22 protein-coding genes and 1 other RNA gene are annotated in these 18,433 nt (G+C 60.9%); 16 read left to right on the top strand and 7 right to left on the bottom strand.

All coding sequences use genetic code 11. The features are described 5' to 3' along the window. Positions 1-79: 79 nt before the first annotated feature. From gatC to rnpB, 5 genes are all read left to right on the top strand, one after another. Positions 80-367, top strand: coding sequence for an Asp-tRNA(Asn)/Glu-tRNA(Gln) amidotransferase subunit GatC (gene gatC / locus Q1A51_RS05945; protein WP_189369072.1), 288 nt, complete (start codon positions 80-82; stop codon positions 365-367). Further along, complete coding sequence (gatA, locus tag Q1A51_RS05950) at positions 367-1,851, top strand: Asp-tRNA(Asn)/Glu-tRNA(Gln) amidotransferase subunit GatA (protein WP_299598796.1); 1,485 nt, start codon at positions 367-369, stop codon at positions 1,849-1,851. The genes gatC and gatA overlap by 1 nt, the downstream gene beginning before the upstream one ends. 34 nt (positions 1,852-1,885) lie before the next feature. Next, positions 1,886-2,713: a hypothetical protein gene (locus tag Q1A51_RS05955; protein ID WP_299598793.1), complete on the top strand. Its 828-nt coding sequence runs from the start codon at positions 1,886-1,888 to the stop codon at positions 2,711-2,713. Then, positions 2,710-3,375, top strand: coding sequence for an N-acetylmuramoyl-L-alanine amidase (locus Q1A51_RS05960; protein WP_299671287.1), 666 nt, complete (start codon positions 2,710-2,712; stop codon positions 3,373-3,375). Before Q1A51_RS05955 ends, Q1A51_RS05960 begins: the two co-directional genes overlap by 4 nt. Before the next feature lie 111 nt (positions 3,376-3,486). Next, positions 3,487-3,861: RNase P RNA component class A (gene rnpB, locus Q1A51_RS05965), an RNA gene on the top strand. A 99-nt stretch (positions 3,862-3,960) separates the two neighbouring features. Here the strand turns inward: rnpB and Q1A51_RS05970 are convergent. The 3 genes from Q1A51_RS05970 to Q1A51_RS05980 all read right to left on the bottom strand — a co-directional run bounded on the left by Q1A51_RS05970 (position 3,961) and on the right by Q1A51_RS05980 (position 6,023). Next, positions 3,961-4,449, bottom strand: coding sequence for a YHS domain-containing (seleno)protein (locus Q1A51_RS05970; RefSeq protein ID WP_299598787.1), 489 nt, complete (start codon positions 4,447-4,449; stop codon positions 3,961-3,963). Positions 4,450-4,563: 114 nt separating this feature from the next. Continuing rightward, positions 4,564-4,935 carry a hypothetical protein gene (locus Q1A51_RS05975; RefSeq protein WP_299598784.1) on the bottom strand — a complete coding sequence of 124 codons (372 nt, stop codon included), beginning with the start codon at positions 4,933-4,935 and terminating at the stop codon, positions 4,564-4,566. Between the two features lie 125 nt (positions 4,936-5,060). Further along, complete coding sequence (locus Q1A51_RS05980; protein WP_299598781.1) at positions 5,061-6,023, bottom strand: AraC family transcriptional regulator; 963 nt, start codon at positions 6,021-6,023, stop codon at positions 5,061-5,063. 265 nt (positions 6,024-6,288) lie between these two features. On the opposite strand from Q1A51_RS05980, the gene rpmG reads away from it, so the two are divergent. Both rpmG and Q1A51_RS05990 read left to right on the top strand, forming a co-directional pair. Then, on the top strand, positions 6,289-6,456 hold the full coding sequence (gene rpmG, locus Q1A51_RS05985) for a 50S ribosomal protein L33 (protein WP_039682682.1): 168 nt from the start codon (positions 6,289-6,291) through the stop codon (positions 6,454-6,456). Positions 6,457-6,528: 72 nt separating this feature from the next. Then, positions 6,529-7,005 (top strand): GNAT family N-acetyltransferase, encoded by a 477-nt coding sequence (locus tag Q1A51_RS05990; protein ID WP_299598778.1) that lies wholly within the window; start codon positions 6,529-6,531, stop codon positions 7,003-7,005. 4 nt (positions 7,006-7,009) lie between these two features. On the opposite strand, the gene Q1A51_RS05995 is transcribed toward Q1A51_RS05990, so the two are convergent. The 3 genes from Q1A51_RS05995 to Q1A51_RS06005 form a co-directional block, all read right to left on the bottom strand. Further along, positions 7,010-7,471, bottom strand: a complete 462-nt coding sequence (locus tag Q1A51_RS05995; protein ID WP_299598775.1) for a cupin domain-containing protein — start codon at positions 7,469-7,471, stop codon at positions 7,010-7,012. A 69-nt stretch (positions 7,472-7,540) separates the two neighbouring features. Further along, positions 7,541-8,320 carry a Bax inhibitor-1/YccA family protein gene (locus Q1A51_RS06000; protein WP_299598772.1) on the bottom strand — a complete coding sequence of 260 codons (780 nt, stop codon included), beginning with the start codon at positions 8,318-8,320 and terminating at the stop codon, positions 7,541-7,543. A 193-nt stretch (positions 8,321-8,513) separates the two neighbouring features. Further along, positions 8,514-8,729, bottom strand: a complete 216-nt coding sequence (locus Q1A51_RS06005; RefSeq protein ID WP_299598769.1) for a hypothetical protein — start codon at positions 8,727-8,729, stop codon at positions 8,514-8,516. A gap of 124 nt (positions 8,730-8,853) precedes the next feature. Here Q1A51_RS06005 and Q1A51_RS06010 point away from each other — a divergent pair, with 124 nt between their 5' ends. From Q1A51_RS06010 to Q1A51_RS06030, 5 genes are all read left to right on the top strand, one after another. After that, positions 8,854-9,738, top strand: a complete 885-nt coding sequence (locus Q1A51_RS06010; protein ID WP_299598766.1) for a LysR family transcriptional regulator — start codon at positions 8,854-8,856, stop codon at positions 9,736-9,738. Between the two features lie 433 nt (positions 9,739-10,171). Further along, on the top strand, positions 10,172-10,543 hold the full coding sequence (locus Q1A51_RS06015) for a helix-turn-helix transcriptional regulator (RefSeq protein ID WP_299202464.1): 372 nt from the start codon (positions 10,172-10,174) through the stop codon (positions 10,541-10,543). A 57-nt stretch (positions 10,544-10,600) separates the two neighbouring features. Then, positions 10,601-11,395 (top strand): histidinol-phosphatase, encoded by a 795-nt coding sequence (gene hisN, locus Q1A51_RS06020; RefSeq protein WP_299598762.1) that lies wholly within the window; start codon positions 10,601-10,603, stop codon positions 11,393-11,395. Further along, positions 11,392-12,732 carry an 8-oxoguanine deaminase gene (locus tag Q1A51_RS06025; protein WP_299598759.1) on the top strand — a complete coding sequence of 447 codons (1,341 nt, stop codon included), beginning with the start codon at positions 11,392-11,394 and terminating at the stop codon, positions 12,730-12,732. The genes hisN and Q1A51_RS06025 overlap by 4 nt, the downstream gene beginning before the upstream one ends. Further along, the gene (locus Q1A51_RS06030) at positions 12,729-13,151 is read left to right on the top strand and encodes a CAP domain-containing protein (protein ID WP_299202473.1); all 423 of its coding nucleotides are present in this window, start codon (positions 12,729-12,731) and stop codon (positions 13,149-13,151) included. The genes Q1A51_RS06025 and Q1A51_RS06030 overlap by 4 nt, the downstream gene beginning before the upstream one ends. Here the strand turns inward: Q1A51_RS06030 and guaD are convergent. Beyond that, on the bottom strand, positions 13,148-14,434 hold the full coding sequence (gene guaD / locus Q1A51_RS06035; protein ID WP_299598755.1) for a guanine deaminase: 1,287 nt from the start codon (positions 14,432-14,434) through the stop codon (positions 13,148-13,150). The two genes, Q1A51_RS06030 and guaD, sit on opposite strands and share 4 nt — an antisense overlap. A 114-nt stretch (positions 14,435-14,548) precedes the next feature. Here guaD and mgtE point away from each other — a divergent pair, with 114 nt between their 5' ends. The 4 genes from mgtE to Q1A51_RS06055 all read left to right on the top strand — a co-directional run bounded on the left by mgtE (position 14,549) and on the right by Q1A51_RS06055 (position 18,412). Then, positions 14,549-15,943 (top strand): magnesium transporter, encoded by a 1,395-nt coding sequence (gene mgtE / locus Q1A51_RS06040; protein ID WP_299598752.1) that lies wholly within the window; start codon positions 14,549-14,551, stop codon positions 15,941-15,943. Between the two features lie 64 nt (positions 15,944-16,007). After that, positions 16,008-16,586 carry a 5-formyltetrahydrofolate cyclo-ligase gene (locus Q1A51_RS06045; RefSeq protein ID WP_299598749.1) on the top strand — a complete coding sequence of 193 codons (579 nt, stop codon included), beginning with the start codon at positions 16,008-16,010 and terminating at the stop codon, positions 16,584-16,586. Between the two features lie 93 nt (positions 16,587-16,679). Beyond that, on the top strand, positions 16,680-17,489 hold the full coding sequence (locus Q1A51_RS06050; protein WP_299598746.1) for a TIGR00282 family metallophosphoesterase: 810 nt from the start codon (positions 16,680-16,682) through the stop codon (positions 17,487-17,489). After that, positions 17,486-18,412, top strand: a complete 927-nt coding sequence (locus Q1A51_RS06055; RefSeq protein ID WP_299598743.1) for a DMT family transporter — start codon at positions 17,486-17,488, stop codon at positions 18,410-18,412. The genes Q1A51_RS06050 and Q1A51_RS06055 overlap by 4 nt, the downstream gene beginning before the upstream one ends. The last annotated feature ends 21 nt before the right edge of the window (positions 18,413-18,433 follow it).

Genomic DNA, 18,433 nt, shown 5'->3' on the forward strand with positions numbered 1-18,433 from the left:
CCGGTGGGGCAAGGGCCAAGGCTTGAAGGTGGTCCATCCCTTCGCTATTGCCCGACAAGACGAGAACACGAGGGGTTTCATGTCCATTGATCAAAGCACCGCCGCCCGCGTGGCGAAACTGGCCCGGATCAAGGTCGAGGAAGACCAGCTTCCGGCGCTGGCGTCCGAATTCAACACCATCCTTGGCTTTATCGAGCAGCTGAGCGAGGTCGATGTGGAGGGCGTGGAGCCCATGACATCCGTGACCCCGCAGCGCCTGAAGCGCCGTGTGGACGAGGTGACCGATGGCGGGCAGCAGGACAAGGTGCTGGCCAACGCGCCTGATGCGCGTGAGGGGTTCTTTGCTGTGCCGAAGGTGGTTGAGTAATGGCTGAATTGAACAAGCTGGGGCTGGCCGAAGCCCGTGACGCGCTGCGCAACGGCGATGTAACGTCTGTCGAGTTGACCGAGGCATGCCTGACCGAGATCGACGGCGCGGGTGCGCTGAACGCCTTTGTCCACAACACGCCCGAGATTGCGCGGGATCAGGCCAAGGCGGCGGACGTGCGGATCAAGGCGGGCGATGCGCCGGATATGTGCGGGTTGCCCATTGGCATCAAGGACTTGTTCTGCACCAAAGGTGTGCCGAGCCAGGCCGGGTCGCGCATTCTGGAAGGGTTCCTGCCTGAGTACGAAAGCACTGTAAGCGGCAACCTGTTGGATGCGGGTGCGGTGATGCTGGGCAAGCTGAACATGGACGAGTTTGCCATGGGCTCGTCCAACGAGACGTCCGTTTATGGCAACGCGGTGAATCCGTGGCGTCGCGGCAATGATGATGCAGCCTTGACCCCCGGTGGGTCGTCGGGTGGGTCGGCCAGCGCCGTGGCAGCCGACCTGTGCCTTGCTGCGACCGGTACGGACACGGGCGGATCCATCCGCCAGCCTGCTGCCCTTACTGGCATCACGGGCATCAAACCGACCTATGGGCGGTGTTCACGCTGGGGGGTGGTGGCCTTTGCCTCGTCCCTCGATCAGGCGGGGCCGATGACCAAGTCGGTGCGTGATGCGGCCATCATGCTGGAGGCCATGTGCAGCCATGACCCAAAGGATTCGACCAGCGCAGATCTGCCGGTGCCGAATTTCGAAGCGATGCTGACCGGCGACATCAAGGGCAAGAAGATTGGCATACCGGCGGAATACCGCATGGACGGGATGCCCGAAGAGATCGAGACGCTGTGGACGCAGGGTCGCGAGATGCTGGCCGATGCTGGGGCGGAGATTATTGATATCTCGCTGCCCCACACAAAGTATGCGCTGCCTGCCTACTATGTGATTGCCCCGGCCGAGGCGTCCTCGAACCTCGCCCGTTATGACGGGGTGCGCTATGGGCATCGTGCCAAGCTGGACCAGGGCGATGGCATCACCGAGATGTATGAGAAGACCCGTGCGGAAGGGTTTGGTGACGAGGTGAAACGCCGTGTGATGATAGGCACTTACGTGCTGTCGGCAGGCTTCTATGACGCCTATTACAACCGCGCGCGCAAGGTGCGGACCCTGATCAAGAAGGATTTCGAGGATGTGTTCGCCCAAGGGATCGACGCGATCCTGACCCCTGCGACGCCGTCGGCGGCCTTTGGTTTGGGCGAGGTGTCGGATGATCCTGTGCAGATGTATCTGAACGATGTTTTCACTGTCACAGTCAACATGGCGGGCCTGCCGGGCATCGCTGTCCCCGCGGGGACAGATGCCCAAGGGCTGCCCCTGGGCCTGCAGCTGATTGGCCGCCCATGGGAAGAGGGTGATTTGCTGAACACCGCTTATGCGCTGGAGGCCCGAGCCGGGTTTGTGGCAAAACCGCAGAAATGGTGGTAGTCCACTTCGACTGTACCAAAGAAGTGTAGAGCAGATGATACTATTTCGCAGTTTCCTGATCCTCGGCGCCGCAGTCGCTGTATCGGCCTGTCAGCCTGTTGTCCCCGACAGCGGGGGCGGCGTTGTTGATCCAGGCCGCGGCGTTGGTTTCGACAATCCCAACACCTTGGCGGCGCGCGAGGCACGTGATGCGCAATTGACGTCGGCAGCGGTGCCCGCGGCCCCGGCAGTGGGCACTCAATCGCTGCCGCCAGCATCTGGTACGCCGTCTGCGGCGGCTACACGCCCTGCGCCTGCAACCACAGCGCAAGGGCGCACAACGCCACGCGCGGTGTCAAACCCGGCGAGCCTGGATGCGGAATTGGCGCAGATCGCAGCGCAGAATGATGCGGCAGCGGCACGTGGCAACTCTGGACAGGCGGTACTCAATGCCAGCCCGTCGAATGCGGCACCCGTGATCCTGAACAATCCCGGTATCTCGGACGAGAACAGTTTTGATGCCGTGGCATCGCGCGAAAGTATCGAAAGCGATGCTGCGCGTCTGGAGGCGAACCGCCAACAGTACCAGGTGGTGCAACCAACCGCGTTGCCGTCACGTGCGAGCAGCGCGCAGCCCAATGTGGTGCAATACGCGTTGCAGACCCGGCACCCCAAAGGCACCCGTGTGCATCGCCGGTTCAGCGTCGGCTCTGCTGCGAAGTTCCAGCGCAATTGTGCCGAATACAGCTCTGCCGACGAGGCGCAGATTGACTTTCTGGCCCGTGGTGGACCCGAGCGTGACCGCCGCGGCATTGATCCCGATGGGGATGGCTATGCCTGCGGTTGGGACCCGGCGCCGTTCCGCCGGGCGGCTGGCAACTGATCCGCCACTGGCAGTTTTCGCCGAATTGCGGCCCGCGGCGTGACGGTCTGACGCCGCGCTTTGTCGTGTTGCACTATACGGCGATGGAAACGGCGGAGACTGCAATTGAACGCCTGTGCGACCCCGAAGCCGAGGTGTCGGCGCATTACGTGATTTGCGAGTCTGGGCGTGTCACTCAGCTGGTGCCGGAAGGGTTGCGCGCGTGGCATGCGGGGGAAGGGGAGTGGCAGGGCCTTTCTGACATGAACTCGCGCTCCATCGGTATTGAACTCGACAATGACGGGCGGGGGCCATTTTCCGAACCGCTGATGCAAAGCCTTGAGGTGCTGTTGCGCATGATCTTGCAAGGTTGGCATATCCCATGCGCCAATGTCATCGGTCATTCGGATATGGCGCCGGGCCGCAAGTTCGACCCCGGCCCCTGGTTCGATTGGGCGCGCCTTGAGACACAGGGGCTTGCCGCACGGCGGGGACATGATCGTGGCCCTGGCGATCCAGACCTTGAGAGTTTTGCAAAGCTGGCCAGATTGGCCGGTTACACCGCTGATACCGATCCCGAAACACTGCTGGCGGCTGTGCGCTTGCGCTTCAGGCCCTTCAAGGCTGGCCCAATCGAGCCGGAAGACTTCACTCCGATCGGACACAGGGCTATGTGGACTTGAGCTCCATGTTTCTTCTGACTGAAAATACCACCGCCGGAGGCTCCCACACCGACAACATGGGCCAAGGACCCCATTGACGCGCCCCCGCTCCCGCACGTAAGGGCAACCGGCGCGGAGGGGCGGATGGCCGCGGCAGAGATGTCGAGGAAAGTCCGGACTCCCAGAAGCAACGGTGCCGGGTAACACCCGGGCGGGGCAACCCGACGGACAGCGCCACAGAAAACAAACCGCCCCACATGCGGGGTAAGGGTGAAACGGTGGGGTAAGAGCCCACCGCCGGGCTGGCAACAGACCGGGCACGGCAAGCCCCACCGGGAGCAATGCCAAATAGGGACCGCGCGCTGGGCAACCAGCGGGGCCGCTTCTGCCCCAGCAGGTCCGGGTTGGCAGCTAGAGGGATGTTGGCAACAGCATCCCAAGATGAATGGTCATCTCGGGCAGGGTAACCTGCCTAGACAGAATCCGGCTTACAGCCCCTCCGCGCACGATCATCTGCCACGAAGAAAGGGCAAGCGCCTGCGCACTTGCCCTCGGTATTCAATCCAATCCGAACACGACCGGGTCCGACTGGAATTGAACGCTCTGTCAGAGTTCTTCGACCGGCGTGCTGCGGATGTCCGTCCACTGCGTTGCCGCCTTGGAGATCGTTCCGGCGCGGTCCTTGTTGAATGCTTCGAAGATGTCGGCGTTCAGGAAAACGTAGAGCTTGTTGTCGATCACGGCGGCATAGTCGGGATCGCCGTCGAACTTTTTGCCCACGGACACGCCGAAGGTGCAGAAGCCCCCGTTTTGCGGCAGGTACTCTGCCGGTGCGGCCTTGAATGTCTTCAGGTTGGCTTCGGATGCAAAGCGGTAGGCAACGCCGTCATGGACGACCGTGTGTGCGGCAACACCTTCGATGGGATCACCCGATGCGATGAAGGCTACGGGATCGACACCGTGCAGGCCAAGGGGAGCACCGGCAGCCGTGATACCGGTCGAGACATTGTATTCATCTGCGGCCATGGCTTGCGAGGTGAAGGACAGCGCTGCGGCGCCTGCGATGATGGTGGCAAGTGTGAGAGTGCGAAACATGGGTTTTCCTTTCGTTTCGAGGGGTGTTGGGCATAGCCCGGTTGGTTTGGCGCAGCAGCTGCCATGCCAAAGAGGAGGTTTCTGAGAGGGAGAGAAGGTTTTTGGGGTGAGGCCTTAGAGCAGGCCCGGCTCGGCGGTATCAGCCTTGTGCAGAGACACCACCACAGCCACGGTTGCGCCCAAGACCCAGTAGTAAGCGGCGTCGAGACCGGAGAACCCGAAGAGGAACGGTGCAGCGAGGAATGCGCCACCAACGACACCATCGACGGTGAGGTGCAGTTTGTAGGGCAGGACCCGGATCAGGCCGAGGTGATGATCGGTCAGCACCGTCAGGACAAAGGCCGCGACACCGGTGATGACAGAGAGCCAGAAGGCCATAGGGTGCGATTGACCCAAGCCCACAAGACCCGGCATGGCCATCAGGCCAATGGCCACGGGATAGTCGAGATAGGCGTGGATTTCCTTGCTGACAAAACGCAATGACATGAGTTTTCCTTTCGAAATCGATGCGGCGATCTGTGCCGCTGTGATGAAAGAAAAATGTGCGTTTCTGCCCCTGAATTCCATTTTCGAACGTTCAGCTTTCTTGACCAATCGTTCGGATTTCTGGACTAGCTGGCGATCTGGCGCGCTTTTTCGATGTGTTCGTTCCGAAATGCGGCTGGGCTTTGTCCAACTTCGCGTTTGAAGACACGTGCGAATGCGGAATCCGAAGCGTACCCGACATCCCGCGCAATCTCGGCGATGGGTTTGTTCTGCGTGATCAGGTCCTGCTGTGCGATCTGCATCCGCCAGTCCGTCAGGTATTGCAGCGGCGTCACGCCCATCTTTTGCGCGAAGTGCACCGCGAACCCGGTGCGCGACTGTCCGGCAGCGCGGGCGAGGCTTTCGACGCTCCACCCTTCGGCGGGTTGCTTGTGAAACGCCATGAGTGCGCGCGAGATGTGCGGATCGGCAAACCCGGCGAGGCCCGTTTGCGTGGCGGCATCTGTTTCGATGAAGGTACGCAGGGCTTGGGCAAAGATCACCTCGGAGATTTTTTGGGCGATCAAGTCACTGCCCAGCTTGTCCTGCCCGGTTTCGTCGGCAATCAGCCGCAGCGATGTTTCCATCCAGCGCCCGGCGCTTTCCCCGTAATTGGGGATCAGGATGTAGTCCGGCAATTGGTTCAGCAACATATGCGATGCGTGATCCGCCAGCGAAAAGTGGCCGCAGATGAGTTGTGTGTCCCTGTCATCCTCGACGCCGCCATAGACCAGGACACCTTCACCACTGTAGCCCGAGCTTTCCAGCACCGTTTCCAGTGGCAGAACGGTATCCTTGTCATGCCGCCCGCTGAAAAGATCATGGGCCGCACCGTGCGGAATGATGATCAGGTCGCCTTGGGCCAGCGAGACAGTCGTGCCAGACGGTTTGATCCGGACGCGACACTCCCCGCGATGGGCGAAGTGAAAGCGCGCGACCTTCTCGTGCGTGGGCACGGCCACACCCCAGGGTGGGGTGAAGGACGTCCGAAAGTACAAGGTGCCCTTGAGCGTGAGTCGGGTCAGGATATCGCTGAGTGGGTCAAGCATGGTTCTGAGATGGGCATGCAGCGACCCACCTGTCCAGCAGTTGGAACGATCGGCACACTAAAGTGAATGCGCGGGCGGGTTTTCGGAGTGGAATCAACCGGGATATTGCCCGTGAGATGGGGGGATACGGAAAAATCGGACCTCGCCCTACGTTCCCGGCCTGCGCGGGGTTGACTCGGGGGGGCACGCGGGTAAAAGCCCACCTCTAGACGAATTTCCCGCCAGCGGGCCGACTTGGCTTATTTGGCGATGCAGGAGACACCAGATGGCCAAGCCAACCACGATCAAGATCCGCCTGAACTCGACCGCAGGCACCGGCCACTTCTATGTGACCAAGAAAAACGCGCGCACCATGACCGAGAAAATGGTCGTACGGAAGTACGATCCCGTGGCGCGCAAGCACGTGGAATACAAGGAAGGCAAGATCAAGTAAGATCGCCCCATCCTTCGTGATTTCCAAAGCCGCGCCGCAAGGACGCGGCCTTTTTCTTTTCTGGAGGCTCACGTGATTATCCGACCCACGACCAAGGCGGACATGGCTGCTGTCGATGCGCTGTTGGCGCGGACCTATCCAAAGCTGCTCAAGGCGGACTATCCGCCCTCTGTGCTTGTGACAGCCTTGCCCATCATCAGCCGCGCGCGGCCAGAGCTGTTGGTGTGCGGCACGTATTACGTGGTCGAGGAGGACGGAGCGGTCCTTGGGGCCGGTGGATGGACGCGCGACAAACGTGATCGGCGCCTGGGCCATATCCGCCACGTTGTGACCGATGATCGGGCGCTGCGCCGTGGGGTGGGGCGGCGGCTGATGTCACATTGCTTTGATGTAGCGCGCGCCGCCGGGGTCAAACGGATGGAATGCTGGGCCACGCGGACGGCGGTGCCGTTCTATGCAGCCGTCGGGTTCGTGGAAGCTGGACCCATCGACGTGCAGTTGCAGAGCGGGATCGTGTTTCCGTCTGTGCGAATGCTGCGCGATTTGTAGCCGCCTAGCCTGGTTTGGTGCTTGGCGTGCCATCGAGCGTTTCGTAGCGGCGGCTGTTACTTGTCCGGTCATTGATCAGGACACGGTCCAGCGTGGGATATGTGACACGGTCCTGTGGCGCGCGCGTGCCAATCACGACATAGCGCGCGTCGGCGCGACTGTCGTTGCGCAGGTTGTGGCCCACGGGCGTGCCTGCGGCCCATGTCGCGGCGTCCCCTTCCGTGAGCGTGGTTTCGGTGTCGTCCTCGATCAACGTGACGGTGCCTGATAACATGAGAATCATCTCGTCCTCGGTCGCGTGCCAATGGTTGTAGGACGAGGACGAGCCCGGTGGCAGCGTCTCGATGAACGCCCCGAACTGTGTAAGGCCGCCCGTATCGCTGATCAACTCGGCGGTGTAAGGCCCCAGCGGGTCGTCGGCTTTGCCACGGTCCGTGCGGGCTGTGCCGCGCTTGATCACTGTCATGTATCCCCCTTCCGAAATAAAAAAGGCCGGTCGCTTGGACCGGCCTTTTCGTCTGTCTGTGCATGCAGGTTATTCCTGCTGCCCCATGAACATGAGCAAGAACTGGAACATGTTCAGGAACGAGATATAGAGGCTGAGCGCGCCATCAATGGCGGCTTTGTCCAGCCAATCCTGATCACCATGTGCGGCATGTGCCACATAGGTGTTCTTGATGTCCTGGGTATAGAACGCTGTCAGACCGGCAAAGATCAGAACGCCGATGGCTGAGATTGCCATCATCATAACGCCCGATTGCAGGAACAGGTTGATGATCATCGCCACGATCAGGCCGATCACACCCATCATCAGGAAGGTGCCCATGCCGCTCAGGTCTTTCTTGGTGGTGTAGCCATAGAGGCTCAGACCGGCAAAAGCGATCGCGGTGACCAGGAAGGTCTGGGTGATCGAGAACGGCGTGAAGACCAGGAAGATGGAGCTCATCGACACGCCCATGACGGCGGCGAAGATGAAGAAGCCAAGCTGCACGGCGGCTGCAGAGCCACGACGCATCAGCGCGCCCCAGCCGAACAGCAGGAAGGCGAGTGGTGCAAACATGACGACCCAGCGCAGCGGGGTGGTGTACAGCACTGTGCCGAGGCCTGTCAGGTACTGGCCTTCTCGCAGGGCAACGGTTGCACCTGTCGGGTCGGATGTGACAGCGAGGCCAGCAATGGCCCATGCCGCCAATGCGGTGATGAGCATGCCGACCGACATGGTCCCATACACTTTGTTCATATGCGCGCGTAGGCCCGCATCGATCTGGGCGGCGCGTGTACCGGCCGCGGACCGGATCGTATTCAACTCAGCCATGACTGACCTCCAAATTGATACCAATTCCGGCGGCTGATCCGCCGGTCGCGGATTTACGCCCGCGTTGTGCTAAATATCGGGTCAGTTTCCCTTTCATTCAAGGGTTTTTAAGGGCTTTCCTGCTGGTTGGATGCGACATTCCGACCAATTTTGTCATAAATGCCGCACACTTCACGTGTACCGCGTCAATTGATCAGTCCCGCCATGTGGCAGGAACGTCCCAGATCGGCTTTGCGCTTTCGCGTGTGGCGCGCTCTGAATTGATGCCGATATCGTCCAGGCGTTGTGCATCCAGGCGGGCAAGGGCGCGGCGGGATTTCCAAACATCAAGGATCATCCTCAGCGTCGGAAGGCGACGTGCCGCAGGCTTCATATTGGTGTGACGGGTGGTGATGTCGGTAAATGCCATCGGGCTGTCCTTTCTAATTCCGTGATGAATGACCAGGGTCAAATCAAGTGTCTTGATGTATATGGGGGAATATGGCACATTCTTAAAGCGAATGTTTTTGATATAAAGTATCAAGGAGTGTGATGTGAGAAACTTGGACATCACGACGCTTCGGTCGTTTGTCGCCGTTGCCGAAAGCGGCGGTGTAACCCGTGCTGCGGGGTTTTTGCATCTGACCCAATCGGCGGTTTCGATGCAGTTGAAGCGGTTGGAGGAATTGTTGGGCCTTGACCTGTTCGACCGATCCGGTCGGACCATCGCGCTGACCGCCTCGGGCGAGCAGTTGCTGGTCTTTGCCCGCCGCATGGTGGCGTTGAACGACGAGGTGATCACCCGTCTGACCGATCAGGCCTATGAAGGTGAGATCACACTGGGTGTGCCGCACGACATCGTCTACCCGGCCATTCCCCGCGTGTTGAAGCAGTTCCATGCGGCTTTCCCGCGTGTGAAGGTGCAATTGGACAGCTCTTATACACGACGTTTGAAAGCCGAGTTCGCCAAGGGTGCCTGTGACATCATCCTGACGACGGAAACGGGTATGGATGCCGGAGGGGAACAGCTGTGCACAAAGCCATTGTGCTGGGTCGGGGCCCCGGGGGGGTCCGCGTGGCGGCAACGGCCGTTGAAATTGGCGTTTGGGCGGCAATGCACGTTCCGCCCGCGGGTCGTTGAAGGATTGGACGCCGCGGACATCCCCTGGGACGTCGTTGTCGAAACTGAAAGTGACCGCACGATCGAGGCCACAGTCAGCGCGGATCTTGCCGTGCATACCATGATCGAAGGGACTGAACCGCCGCATCTGGATCGGATCGAACACGGGGGGGCGTTGCCTGACCTGCCGATGCACAGCATCAATCTGTATGGTGCAGGTGGGGCTGTGAACGAGGTGCATGACGCGCTTGTCGGTTTCCTGCGTCGCGCTTTTGCGGCACCAGATGCCACGGCCTTGCGCGCGGTCGCGAACCGCTGACATCGGGGCGTATCGGGGGCGATTGGGCGGAATTCGGCCCATCGAAGCGCATGTCTGTCGTTCCTGCTGACGTAGATAAAATTGTGGTTACTTTGGCAATCATCACGCGTTACCGCGCTGCCGGATCGACGGAAACTGTAAGTATTTTGGTTTAGTGTTTTGAAAAGTAAAGAGAATTTGATTTTCATTTTGACGTTGGCACCGTTTGGCATCCCTCGATGCGCATGCACTCCTTGGTCAGCATTTCACTTATGGCGACACGCCTTATGGCTGAAAGCCGCGCACGAAATTCCCGTCAAGCGGGTATCTTTCATTGAAAATTGCGTGCGTGATACGTAGTATACTGCCACTGAACACGGCGCGAGAGAACAACATGCGCCATTCTGATGGGCGCAAAGCGCGCCCATAGCGACATCACAGGGTTGGGAACATTATGGCACATTTGGTTGACGTACATGTCGGCAAGCGTATCCGGCAGCGCAGGTGGCTGATCGGGATGACCCAGCAAAAGCTGGCTGACATGGTTGGCATCAAATTTCAGCAGATTCAGAAGTACGAGACCGGTGCAAACCGCGTCAGCGCGTCCCGTCTGTGGGATATCGGAGAAGCGATGGGCGTTCCTGCTGCCTTTTTCTTCGAAGGTCTGAAGGAAGATGTCAGCCAGGCTGCGGCGACCGGGGCTGTTCCCGCCGATATGCTCAGCGACAAAGAGGCAATGGAGTTGGTCCGTACATACTACGCGATCCCCGAAGCACAGCGCCGCCGCCTGTTCGAGCTTGCACGGGTTCTGAGCGACGTCGCCTGACCCCTTCAATTGTAGTCCGGGCTTGCGTCACGGGTGCCACTCTGGCACCCGATTGGCATGAGCATTCTGATTTCTGACTTAACTGAAGTGGCCCATGCCATGGCTGATGCGGCCGGCGATGCCATTCTGCCGCACTTTCGGGCACGCGACCTTGATGACGAAAACAAAGCGTCTGATGGGTATGATCCGGTGACGATTGCCGATCGCGCTGCAGAGCAGGCGATGCGCGCGGTGTTGGCGGACAGACGTCCGGACGATGCTATTCTAGGTGAAGAGTTTGGTGCGCATTCCGGTTCTAGTGGTCTGACATGGGTGTTAGACCCGATTGATGGCACCCGCGGGTTTGTATCGGGGACGCCGACTTGGGGGGTTCTGATTGCTGTTGGGGACGTGACCGGCCCTTTTCTTGGCATGATCGACCAGCCCTACATTCGAGAAAGGTTCTGGGGGGCTGACGGACGTGCGCAGATGCGCGGCCCGCTGGGGGAACACGCGCTTGCGACGCGGGCGTCACGTCCGTTGACCGATGCGGTTCTGTTCACAACGTTCCCCGAGGTTGGTACCGAAGCGGAACGTGCCGGGTTCGAGGCCGTGGCGCGGGGCATCAAGCTGGTGCGCTACGGGATGGACTGTTACGCTTACGCTCTTCTGGCGGCGGGTCAGATCGATCTGGTGATCGAGGCCGGATTGAACAGCTATGATATTCAGGCGCCCATCGGTCTTATTGAGGCGGCCGGGGGGATTGTCACGGATTGGTCCGGTCAGCCTGTGCATGAGGGTGGCCGCGTGGTTGCTGCAGCGAATGCCAATATTCACCGCGCGGCGCTGGACATTCTGGCGGGACACCTGTGACGGCAACCCTGATCAGGTGCGCGGCATATGTCGTGACCATGGACAATGACCGTCGCATTCTGCGCGATGCCGATGTGTTGTTGCAGGACGGGCAGGTGGCCGAGATCGGGCATGGACTTCAGGCAGCGGCCGAGATCGTTGACGGGGCGGGCTGTGTTGTCGCCCCTGGCCTGGTCAATACGCATCATCACCTCTATCAGACCCTGACCCGTGCGGTGCCGCAGGCGCAGGACGCGCTTTTATTCGGCTGGTTGCAGGCCCTTTATCCCATATGGGCGCGCTTCACGCCTGACCATATGTTCACGTCAGCGCAGATCGGGTTGGCCGAATTGGCCCTGTCCGGCTGCACATTGTCGTCTGACCATCTGTACCTCTATCCAAATGGCGTTCGGCTCGAAGACACGATCGCCGCGGCGCGTGAAGTCGGGTTGCGCTTCCATCCGACACGCGGTGCCATGAGCATTGGTGAGAGTGCGGGAGGGTTGCCGCCGGATATGCTCGTCGAGGATGAAGTAGCCATTCTGGACGACATGATGCGGGTGATCGACAGCTTTCACGACGCCGCGCCGGGGTCCATGTGCCGGGTGGGCGTCGCCCCGTGTTCACCGTTCTCTGTCAGCCGCGAGCTGATGCGCGATGCGGCGCTGTTGGCGCGTGACAAGGGCGTGATGATGCACACCCATCTGGCCGAGAATGACGAAGATATTGCCTATTCGCTCGCGCAATTCGGTTGTCGGCCCGGGCAATATGCCGAGGATCTGGGCTGGGTCGGCCCGGACGTGTGGCATGCGCATTGCGTGAAGCTGGATGCCGAAGAAATCGACCTGTTTGCCCGGACGGGTACGGGTGTTGCGCATTGCCCGTGTTCGAACTGCCGCCTTGGGTCCGGTATTGCGCCGGTACGGGCGATGCGGGATGCGGGCGTGCCCGTGGGTCTGGGTGTTGATGGATCGGCCAGCAACGATGCGGGCAATCTGGTGGCCGAGGCGCGGCAGGCGATGTTGTTGCAACGGGTGGCAAAGGGTGCGGATGCGATGAGCGCGCAGGAAGCGCTGGAGATTGCGACGCGGGGCGGGGCCGACATTCTGGGACGGCCTGAGTGCGGGCGGCTGCAGGTTGGGTGTCGCGCGGATGTCGCCGTCTGGGATGTCAGCGGGATCGAAGCGGCGGGCAGTTGGGACCCGGCGGCTTTGCTGCTGGCCGGGCCAACGACGGTGCGTGATCTGTTTGTTGAAGGGAGACAGGTTGTGCGGGATGGTCAGATGACGACGATTGATCTGTCACAGGTCATCGCGCGGCAGAATGAGATGGCCCGAAACCTGAGCGCCACCTTATGAAACATGTTTTGCTGTTCATTGCCCTGATCCTGATGGCTGCCGCCGCAGCTGCCGATCCGACAGCGCTGGCCGCCATCAACGCCGAGCGTGACGCCCAAAACCGCGCGCCACTTATCTATGACAGCACGCTTGAGGCCGCGGCCCGTGCACATGCACAAGACATGGCGACCGCTGGTTTCTTTGCGCATACAGGTTCGGATGGATCAGACATTGGTCAGCGGTTGGATCGTGTCGGCTATCGCTATTGCTTTGGCGCGGAGAACATTGCTGCGGGTCAACGCAGTTTGGCCGAGGTGATGACGTCATGGATGGGGTCACGCGGGCACCGGCGCAACATCCTGCATCGCAAAGCGCAGGCAGTCGGCCTGGCCCGCGGACCGGGCAACCTGTGGGTTATGGTGCTGGCAGCGCCCTGCTAGCTGCGGCGCGTGCCGCCCACCCAGACATCCGCGATAGCGCGGTCATCGCCCATCATGAGCGTCGGGAACACTGCGTCCCAAATGCTCTCGGCCCGTGTATGACGCTGCGCAATGGCTGGGGTCGAGGCGAGGTCGAGGATACACAGGTCACCGGCCAGTCCGGGGGAGATGCTGCCAATCTCGTCCGTGCGGTGCAGCACGCGGGCCGATCCTGCTGTCGCCAGCCACAGAAGCTGTGCAGCATGCACGGCGGTCCCGCGCAACTGTGCGATCTCATATGCAGCGGCCATGGACCGCAGCACTGAGAAGGATGAACCACCGCCTGTGTCCGTCGCGAGGCCCGTGCGCACGCCGCCAGAGGCAAGGCCCATGAGATCGAACAGGCTTGAGCCGATAAAGGTGTTGGACGTCGGGCAGTGAACGAGACCCGCCCCCACCTCGCGCAGTCGGTCAACCTCACGCGTCTCAAGATGGATCGCGTGACCGTAGAGGCCACGTTCGCCCAAAAGCCCGTGCTGTTCATAGGTGTCGAGGTAGTCGCGCGCCTGCGGGTAGAGGCCACGCACCCACTCGATCTCGTCGACCTGTTCGCTCAGATGGGTTTGCATCAACGCGTCGGGGTGTTCGGCCCATAAGGCGCCGAGGGCGGCCAGTTGATCCTCGGTCGAGGTGGGAGAGAAGCGCGGTGTGATCGCATAGCGGGCGCGGCCCTGACCATGCCATTTCTGCAGCAATGCCTTGCTGTCGTCATAGGCTGTCTGCGCCGTATCCCGCAGCCCGTCCGGGGCATTGCGGTCCATGCAGGTCTTGCCCGCGACCACGGCAATGTTGCGCGCGGCGGCAGCGGTGAACAGGGCATCGACGCTTTCAGGGTGGATCGTGCAGAAGCTTGCGACTGATGTGGTGCCGTGATCAAGCAGCAGGTCCAGATAGCGATCCGCAGTTTCATTGGCATAGGTGGCATCGCCAAACCGCATCTCTTCGGGGAACGTATAGGTGTTCAGCCAATCAATCAGGCGCTTGCCCCATGATGCGATGATGGCGGTCTGGGGATAGTGCGCATGAGCATCGATGAAACCGGGGCAGATCAGGTGACCGGGATAGTCATGGCGTGTTGCCTGCGCGCCTTGCGTCAGTGCCGCGCTGCCGACGGCAGCAATCTTGCCACCCTCAATCAGTAAGGCACTGTCTTCAAGAACGTGGACGGCTTCGACCCATGGTTGAACAAAGGGATCGCCGTCGAAGGTCAGCACATGGCCGGTCAAAAGATATGCATCTGTCATGGCTGTCTTATGCCGGGGGCTTGCTGAGGGCGCAAAGCGAAATCCGGGCCATTGTCAGTACAAGGGCCGCCCCCTATGGTCGCCCACGACGCGACGGAAAGGGAGACGCACGCCATGTCAGATCAGACCGACGTGATCGATCCCGCAGCAGACGACAATGCCTATGTCCTTGAACGCAAGGATGTTTCTGCGATCCTTTACGCCGTCGACATCGAGGACCGCGACCAACTGACCAAGTTGATGGAGCCGCTGCATGCGGCGGACATCGCCGACCTTCTGGAACAGATCAACGCCTTTGACCGGTCGCGCCTGATCCGTCTGTATGACCGCGAGTTCGATGGTGACATCCTGTCCGAGCTTGACGAGTCGATCCGGGAAGAGGTGATTGCCGTCCTGAAGCCCACTGTTCTGGCTGACGCTGTGCGCGATCTGGACAGTGACGACGTGGTCGACCTGATCGAAGATCTGGACGACGCGCAGCAGGAACAGATCCTGGATGTGCTGGAAGACACGGATCGGGCGCTGGTTGAGCAGTCGCTGGCCTTTCCCGAATATTCCGCCGGTCGTCTCATGCAGCGGGAGGTTGTCATGGCGCCCGAGCATTGGACGGTCGGCGAGGCCATTGATCGGTTGCGCAGTGCGAACGAAGAGGAATTGCCCAAGCAGTTCTATCACATCGTGCTGATTGACCCGCGCCTGCATCCGGTGGGCAATGTGACCCTCGGCAAGTTGATGCGGTCGCGCCGGGAGGTACCACTGGCCGATTTGGTGGAAGAGACCTTTCAGGTGATCCCGGCCAGTCAGGATGAAAGCGACGTGGCTTATGCTTTCAACCAGTATCACCTGATCTCGGCCCCGGTTGTCGATGACGAGGGGCGGCTGGTTGGTTTGATCACGATCGACGATGCGATGGCCGTGCTGGACGAAGAGCATGAGGAAGATATTCTGCGTCTGGCAGGGGTGGGCGAAGAGTCCGCTTTGTCTGACCGTGTGCGCGAGACTACGAAACGGCGTATCCCGTGGTTGGCTGTGAACCTTGTCACGTCGATCCTTGCGTCGATGGTCATTGCTCAATTCGAGATGGCGATTGCCCAGATCGTGGCGCTGGCCGTGTTGATGCCCATAGTGGCGTCCATGGGTGGGAATGCGGGGACGCAATCCTTGACGGTTGCGGTTCGGGCCATTGCCACCAAAGATTTGACCGGTGCGAACGTGTGGCGCGTGATCCGACGCGAGGTGCTGGTGGGGTTGATCAACGGCGCTGTTTTTGCCGTTGTGATGGGGATTGTCGGGGTGATCTGGTTCGGCTCACCTGCGCTGGGCTATGTGATTGCAGCGGCCATGGTGGTGAACATGGTGGTGGCGGGTCTGGCCGGGACCGGCATTCCGATCGTCCTGGACCGCGTGGGTATCGATCCGGCATTGGCATCGGGTGCGTTCGTGACCACCGTGACGGACGTGGTCGGGTTCTTTGCCTTCCTTGGGCTTGCTGCTTTGGTGTTGTTGTGACGGGGGCGGACGCTGTTTGCCTGCGGCAAAGACCCCCCGCCCACCGTCCCGATGGAGGCCCTTCATGTCGTTGACCGAGGACAAGGCCGCGATCCGGAAACAGGCGTTTGCTGCGCGCAAGGCGGCCTTTGACCTCGACGCCGGGGGGGCGTCGGGCCTGTTGTCATCCGTGTTGGCGGGGTATCGCGGAGTGCCTTTGTCCGGTTACATGCCGATCCGATCCGAGATTGACCCGCTGCCCGTGATGGCGGAGGCGGCTGCGCATGGCCCTGTGGCTGTGCCGGTCATTCGGGGCGCGGGACTGCCGTTGGTGTTTTCGAAGTGGACGCCCGGGTGTGCCATGACGGAGGGGCCGTTCGGGGCACAGATCCCTGCGGTCGAAGACATGTTCGAGCCTGAGATTGTCATTGTGCCTTTGGTGGCCTTTACCCGCGCGGGCGGGCGGTTGGGATATGGTGGCGGGTTCTATGACCGCACACTTGAAGGCTTGCGTGCGACACGGGCAATCCTGGCCATCGGTTTCGCCTATGGTGCGCAGGAAATGATAAACCTGCCATTGGAGCCTACGGACCAAACGCTCGACATGATCGTAACGGAGACGGAAGTGATTGAGGTGGGGAGGGGGCCAGCCCCCCGGCGCTGATGCGCCGCCCCCCGGGATTTTGGGGAAACAGGGAATGGGACAGGTCGTGCCTTTGGACTTGCCGTTCTGCCATATGGAGGCATATGGGGCCGTATGAATTTGCTTTTCTTGGGTGACGTCATGGGCCGGGCTGGCCGACAGGCGATCACCGACCATCTGCCGCGCTTGCGCACCGATTGGAACCTCGATTTTGTCGTGGTGAACGGAGAGAACGCGACCTCTGGCATGGGCCTGTCGGGTGCCCATGCCAAGCTGCTGCTCGAAGCCGGTGCAGATTGCGTGACCCTGGGCGATCATGCCTTTGACCAGAAGGACATGTTGCGCTTCATCGAGGAAGAGCCGCGCATCATCCGGCCCCTCAACTTTTCCAAGGCGGCACCGGGCAAGGGCGCGCGCCTGTTCACGGCGCGGAACGGAAAGAAGGTTCTGGTGGCGCAGGCCTTGGGGCAGGTTTTTATGAAGCGCCCATTTGATGATCCGTTTTCAGCGCTCGAGACCGTCTTCCGCACTCATCCGCTGGGCGGGCAGGCGGACGCGATCATCATAGATTTCCATTGCGAGGCAACGTCCGAGAAGATGGCGATGGGCCATTGGTGCGACGGGCGCGCGAGCCTGATGGTTGGTACCCATACGCATGTGCCCACCGCTGATGCCATGATCCTGTCCAAAGGCTGCGCCTATCTGACCGATGCAGGCATGTGTGGCGATTACAATTCGGTCATAGGCATGCAACGGGACGAGCCGCTGCGCCGTTTCATCACCGGCATGCCCAAGGAACGGTTTCAGCCCGCCCTTGGCTCCGCGACCCTGTCGGGTGTGTATGTCGAAACCGGGAATGACGGCCGGGCCACGCGTATCGAAATGGTGCGCGAGGGTGGTCTGCTGCAAACCAGCCGTCCATGACACGCGAGGCCGCGCTGGGCTTTACCGCCGTCCTGATCCTGTTAGGGGCAGGGTGGGGCCTGACCATGCCGCTGACCAAGATCGCGGTGAGCACCGACTACCAGCATTTTGGCCTCTTGTTCTGGCAATTGGCGATTGGCGTCGTGGTCATGACGATGCTGGGGCTACTTCGCGGTGTGCGGCTGCCGCGGGGTCGCGCGCATCTTCGCGTCTATCTTGTCATCGCCTTGATTGGATCCGTGTTGCCGAACTCGGCCAGCTACCAGGCTGCGGTGCACCTGCCATCGGGCATCATGTCAATCCTGCTGTCGATGATTCCGATCTGGGCTTTTCCCATCGCGCTGACCCTTGGGCTGGACCGGTTTGAGTGGCGGCGATTTGCCGGGTTGCTGATCGGTTTGACCGCTGTGCTTGTGATCGTGCTGCCCAACGCCGCGATGACGGGTGCGATCCCTGTCATTTGGGTCGGAGTAGGGCTGATCGCAGGTCTGTTTTACGCGTTCGAGGGCAACTATGTCGCGCGCTGGGGCACTGCGGGCCTCGACGCCATACAGGTTTTGTGGGGCGCGTCTATTGTCGGTGCCATCATCGCCTTGCCGCTGGCCCTGTTCAGCGGGCAGTGGATTGATCCGCGCCCACCCTTTGCAGCCGCGGATATCGCGCTTGCCATCAGTGCAACGACGCATGTGCTGGTCTATGCCGGATATGTCTGGCTGGTGGGGCGCGCAGGACCCGTCTTTGCGGTTCAGGTCAGCTTTCTCGTGACGCTTTTCGGCGTGTTCTGGGCGCGCTTGATCCTTGGCGAAGCCTATGCCCCGACAGTGTGGGGCGCGCTCGCTTTGATGATGGTGGGTATGTTTCTGGTCCAACCACGTCGCGCACGGGTTGCAGAGGCTGGTCCCTTGGGGGACAGTGCGCGCTGACATGCGCAAGAACAGGGGCCG

The sequence above is a fragment of the uncultured Tateyamaria sp. genome, from assembly GCF_947496075.1.
Lineage (GTDB): Bacteria > Pseudomonadota > Alphaproteobacteria > Rhodobacterales > Rhodobacteraceae > Tateyamaria.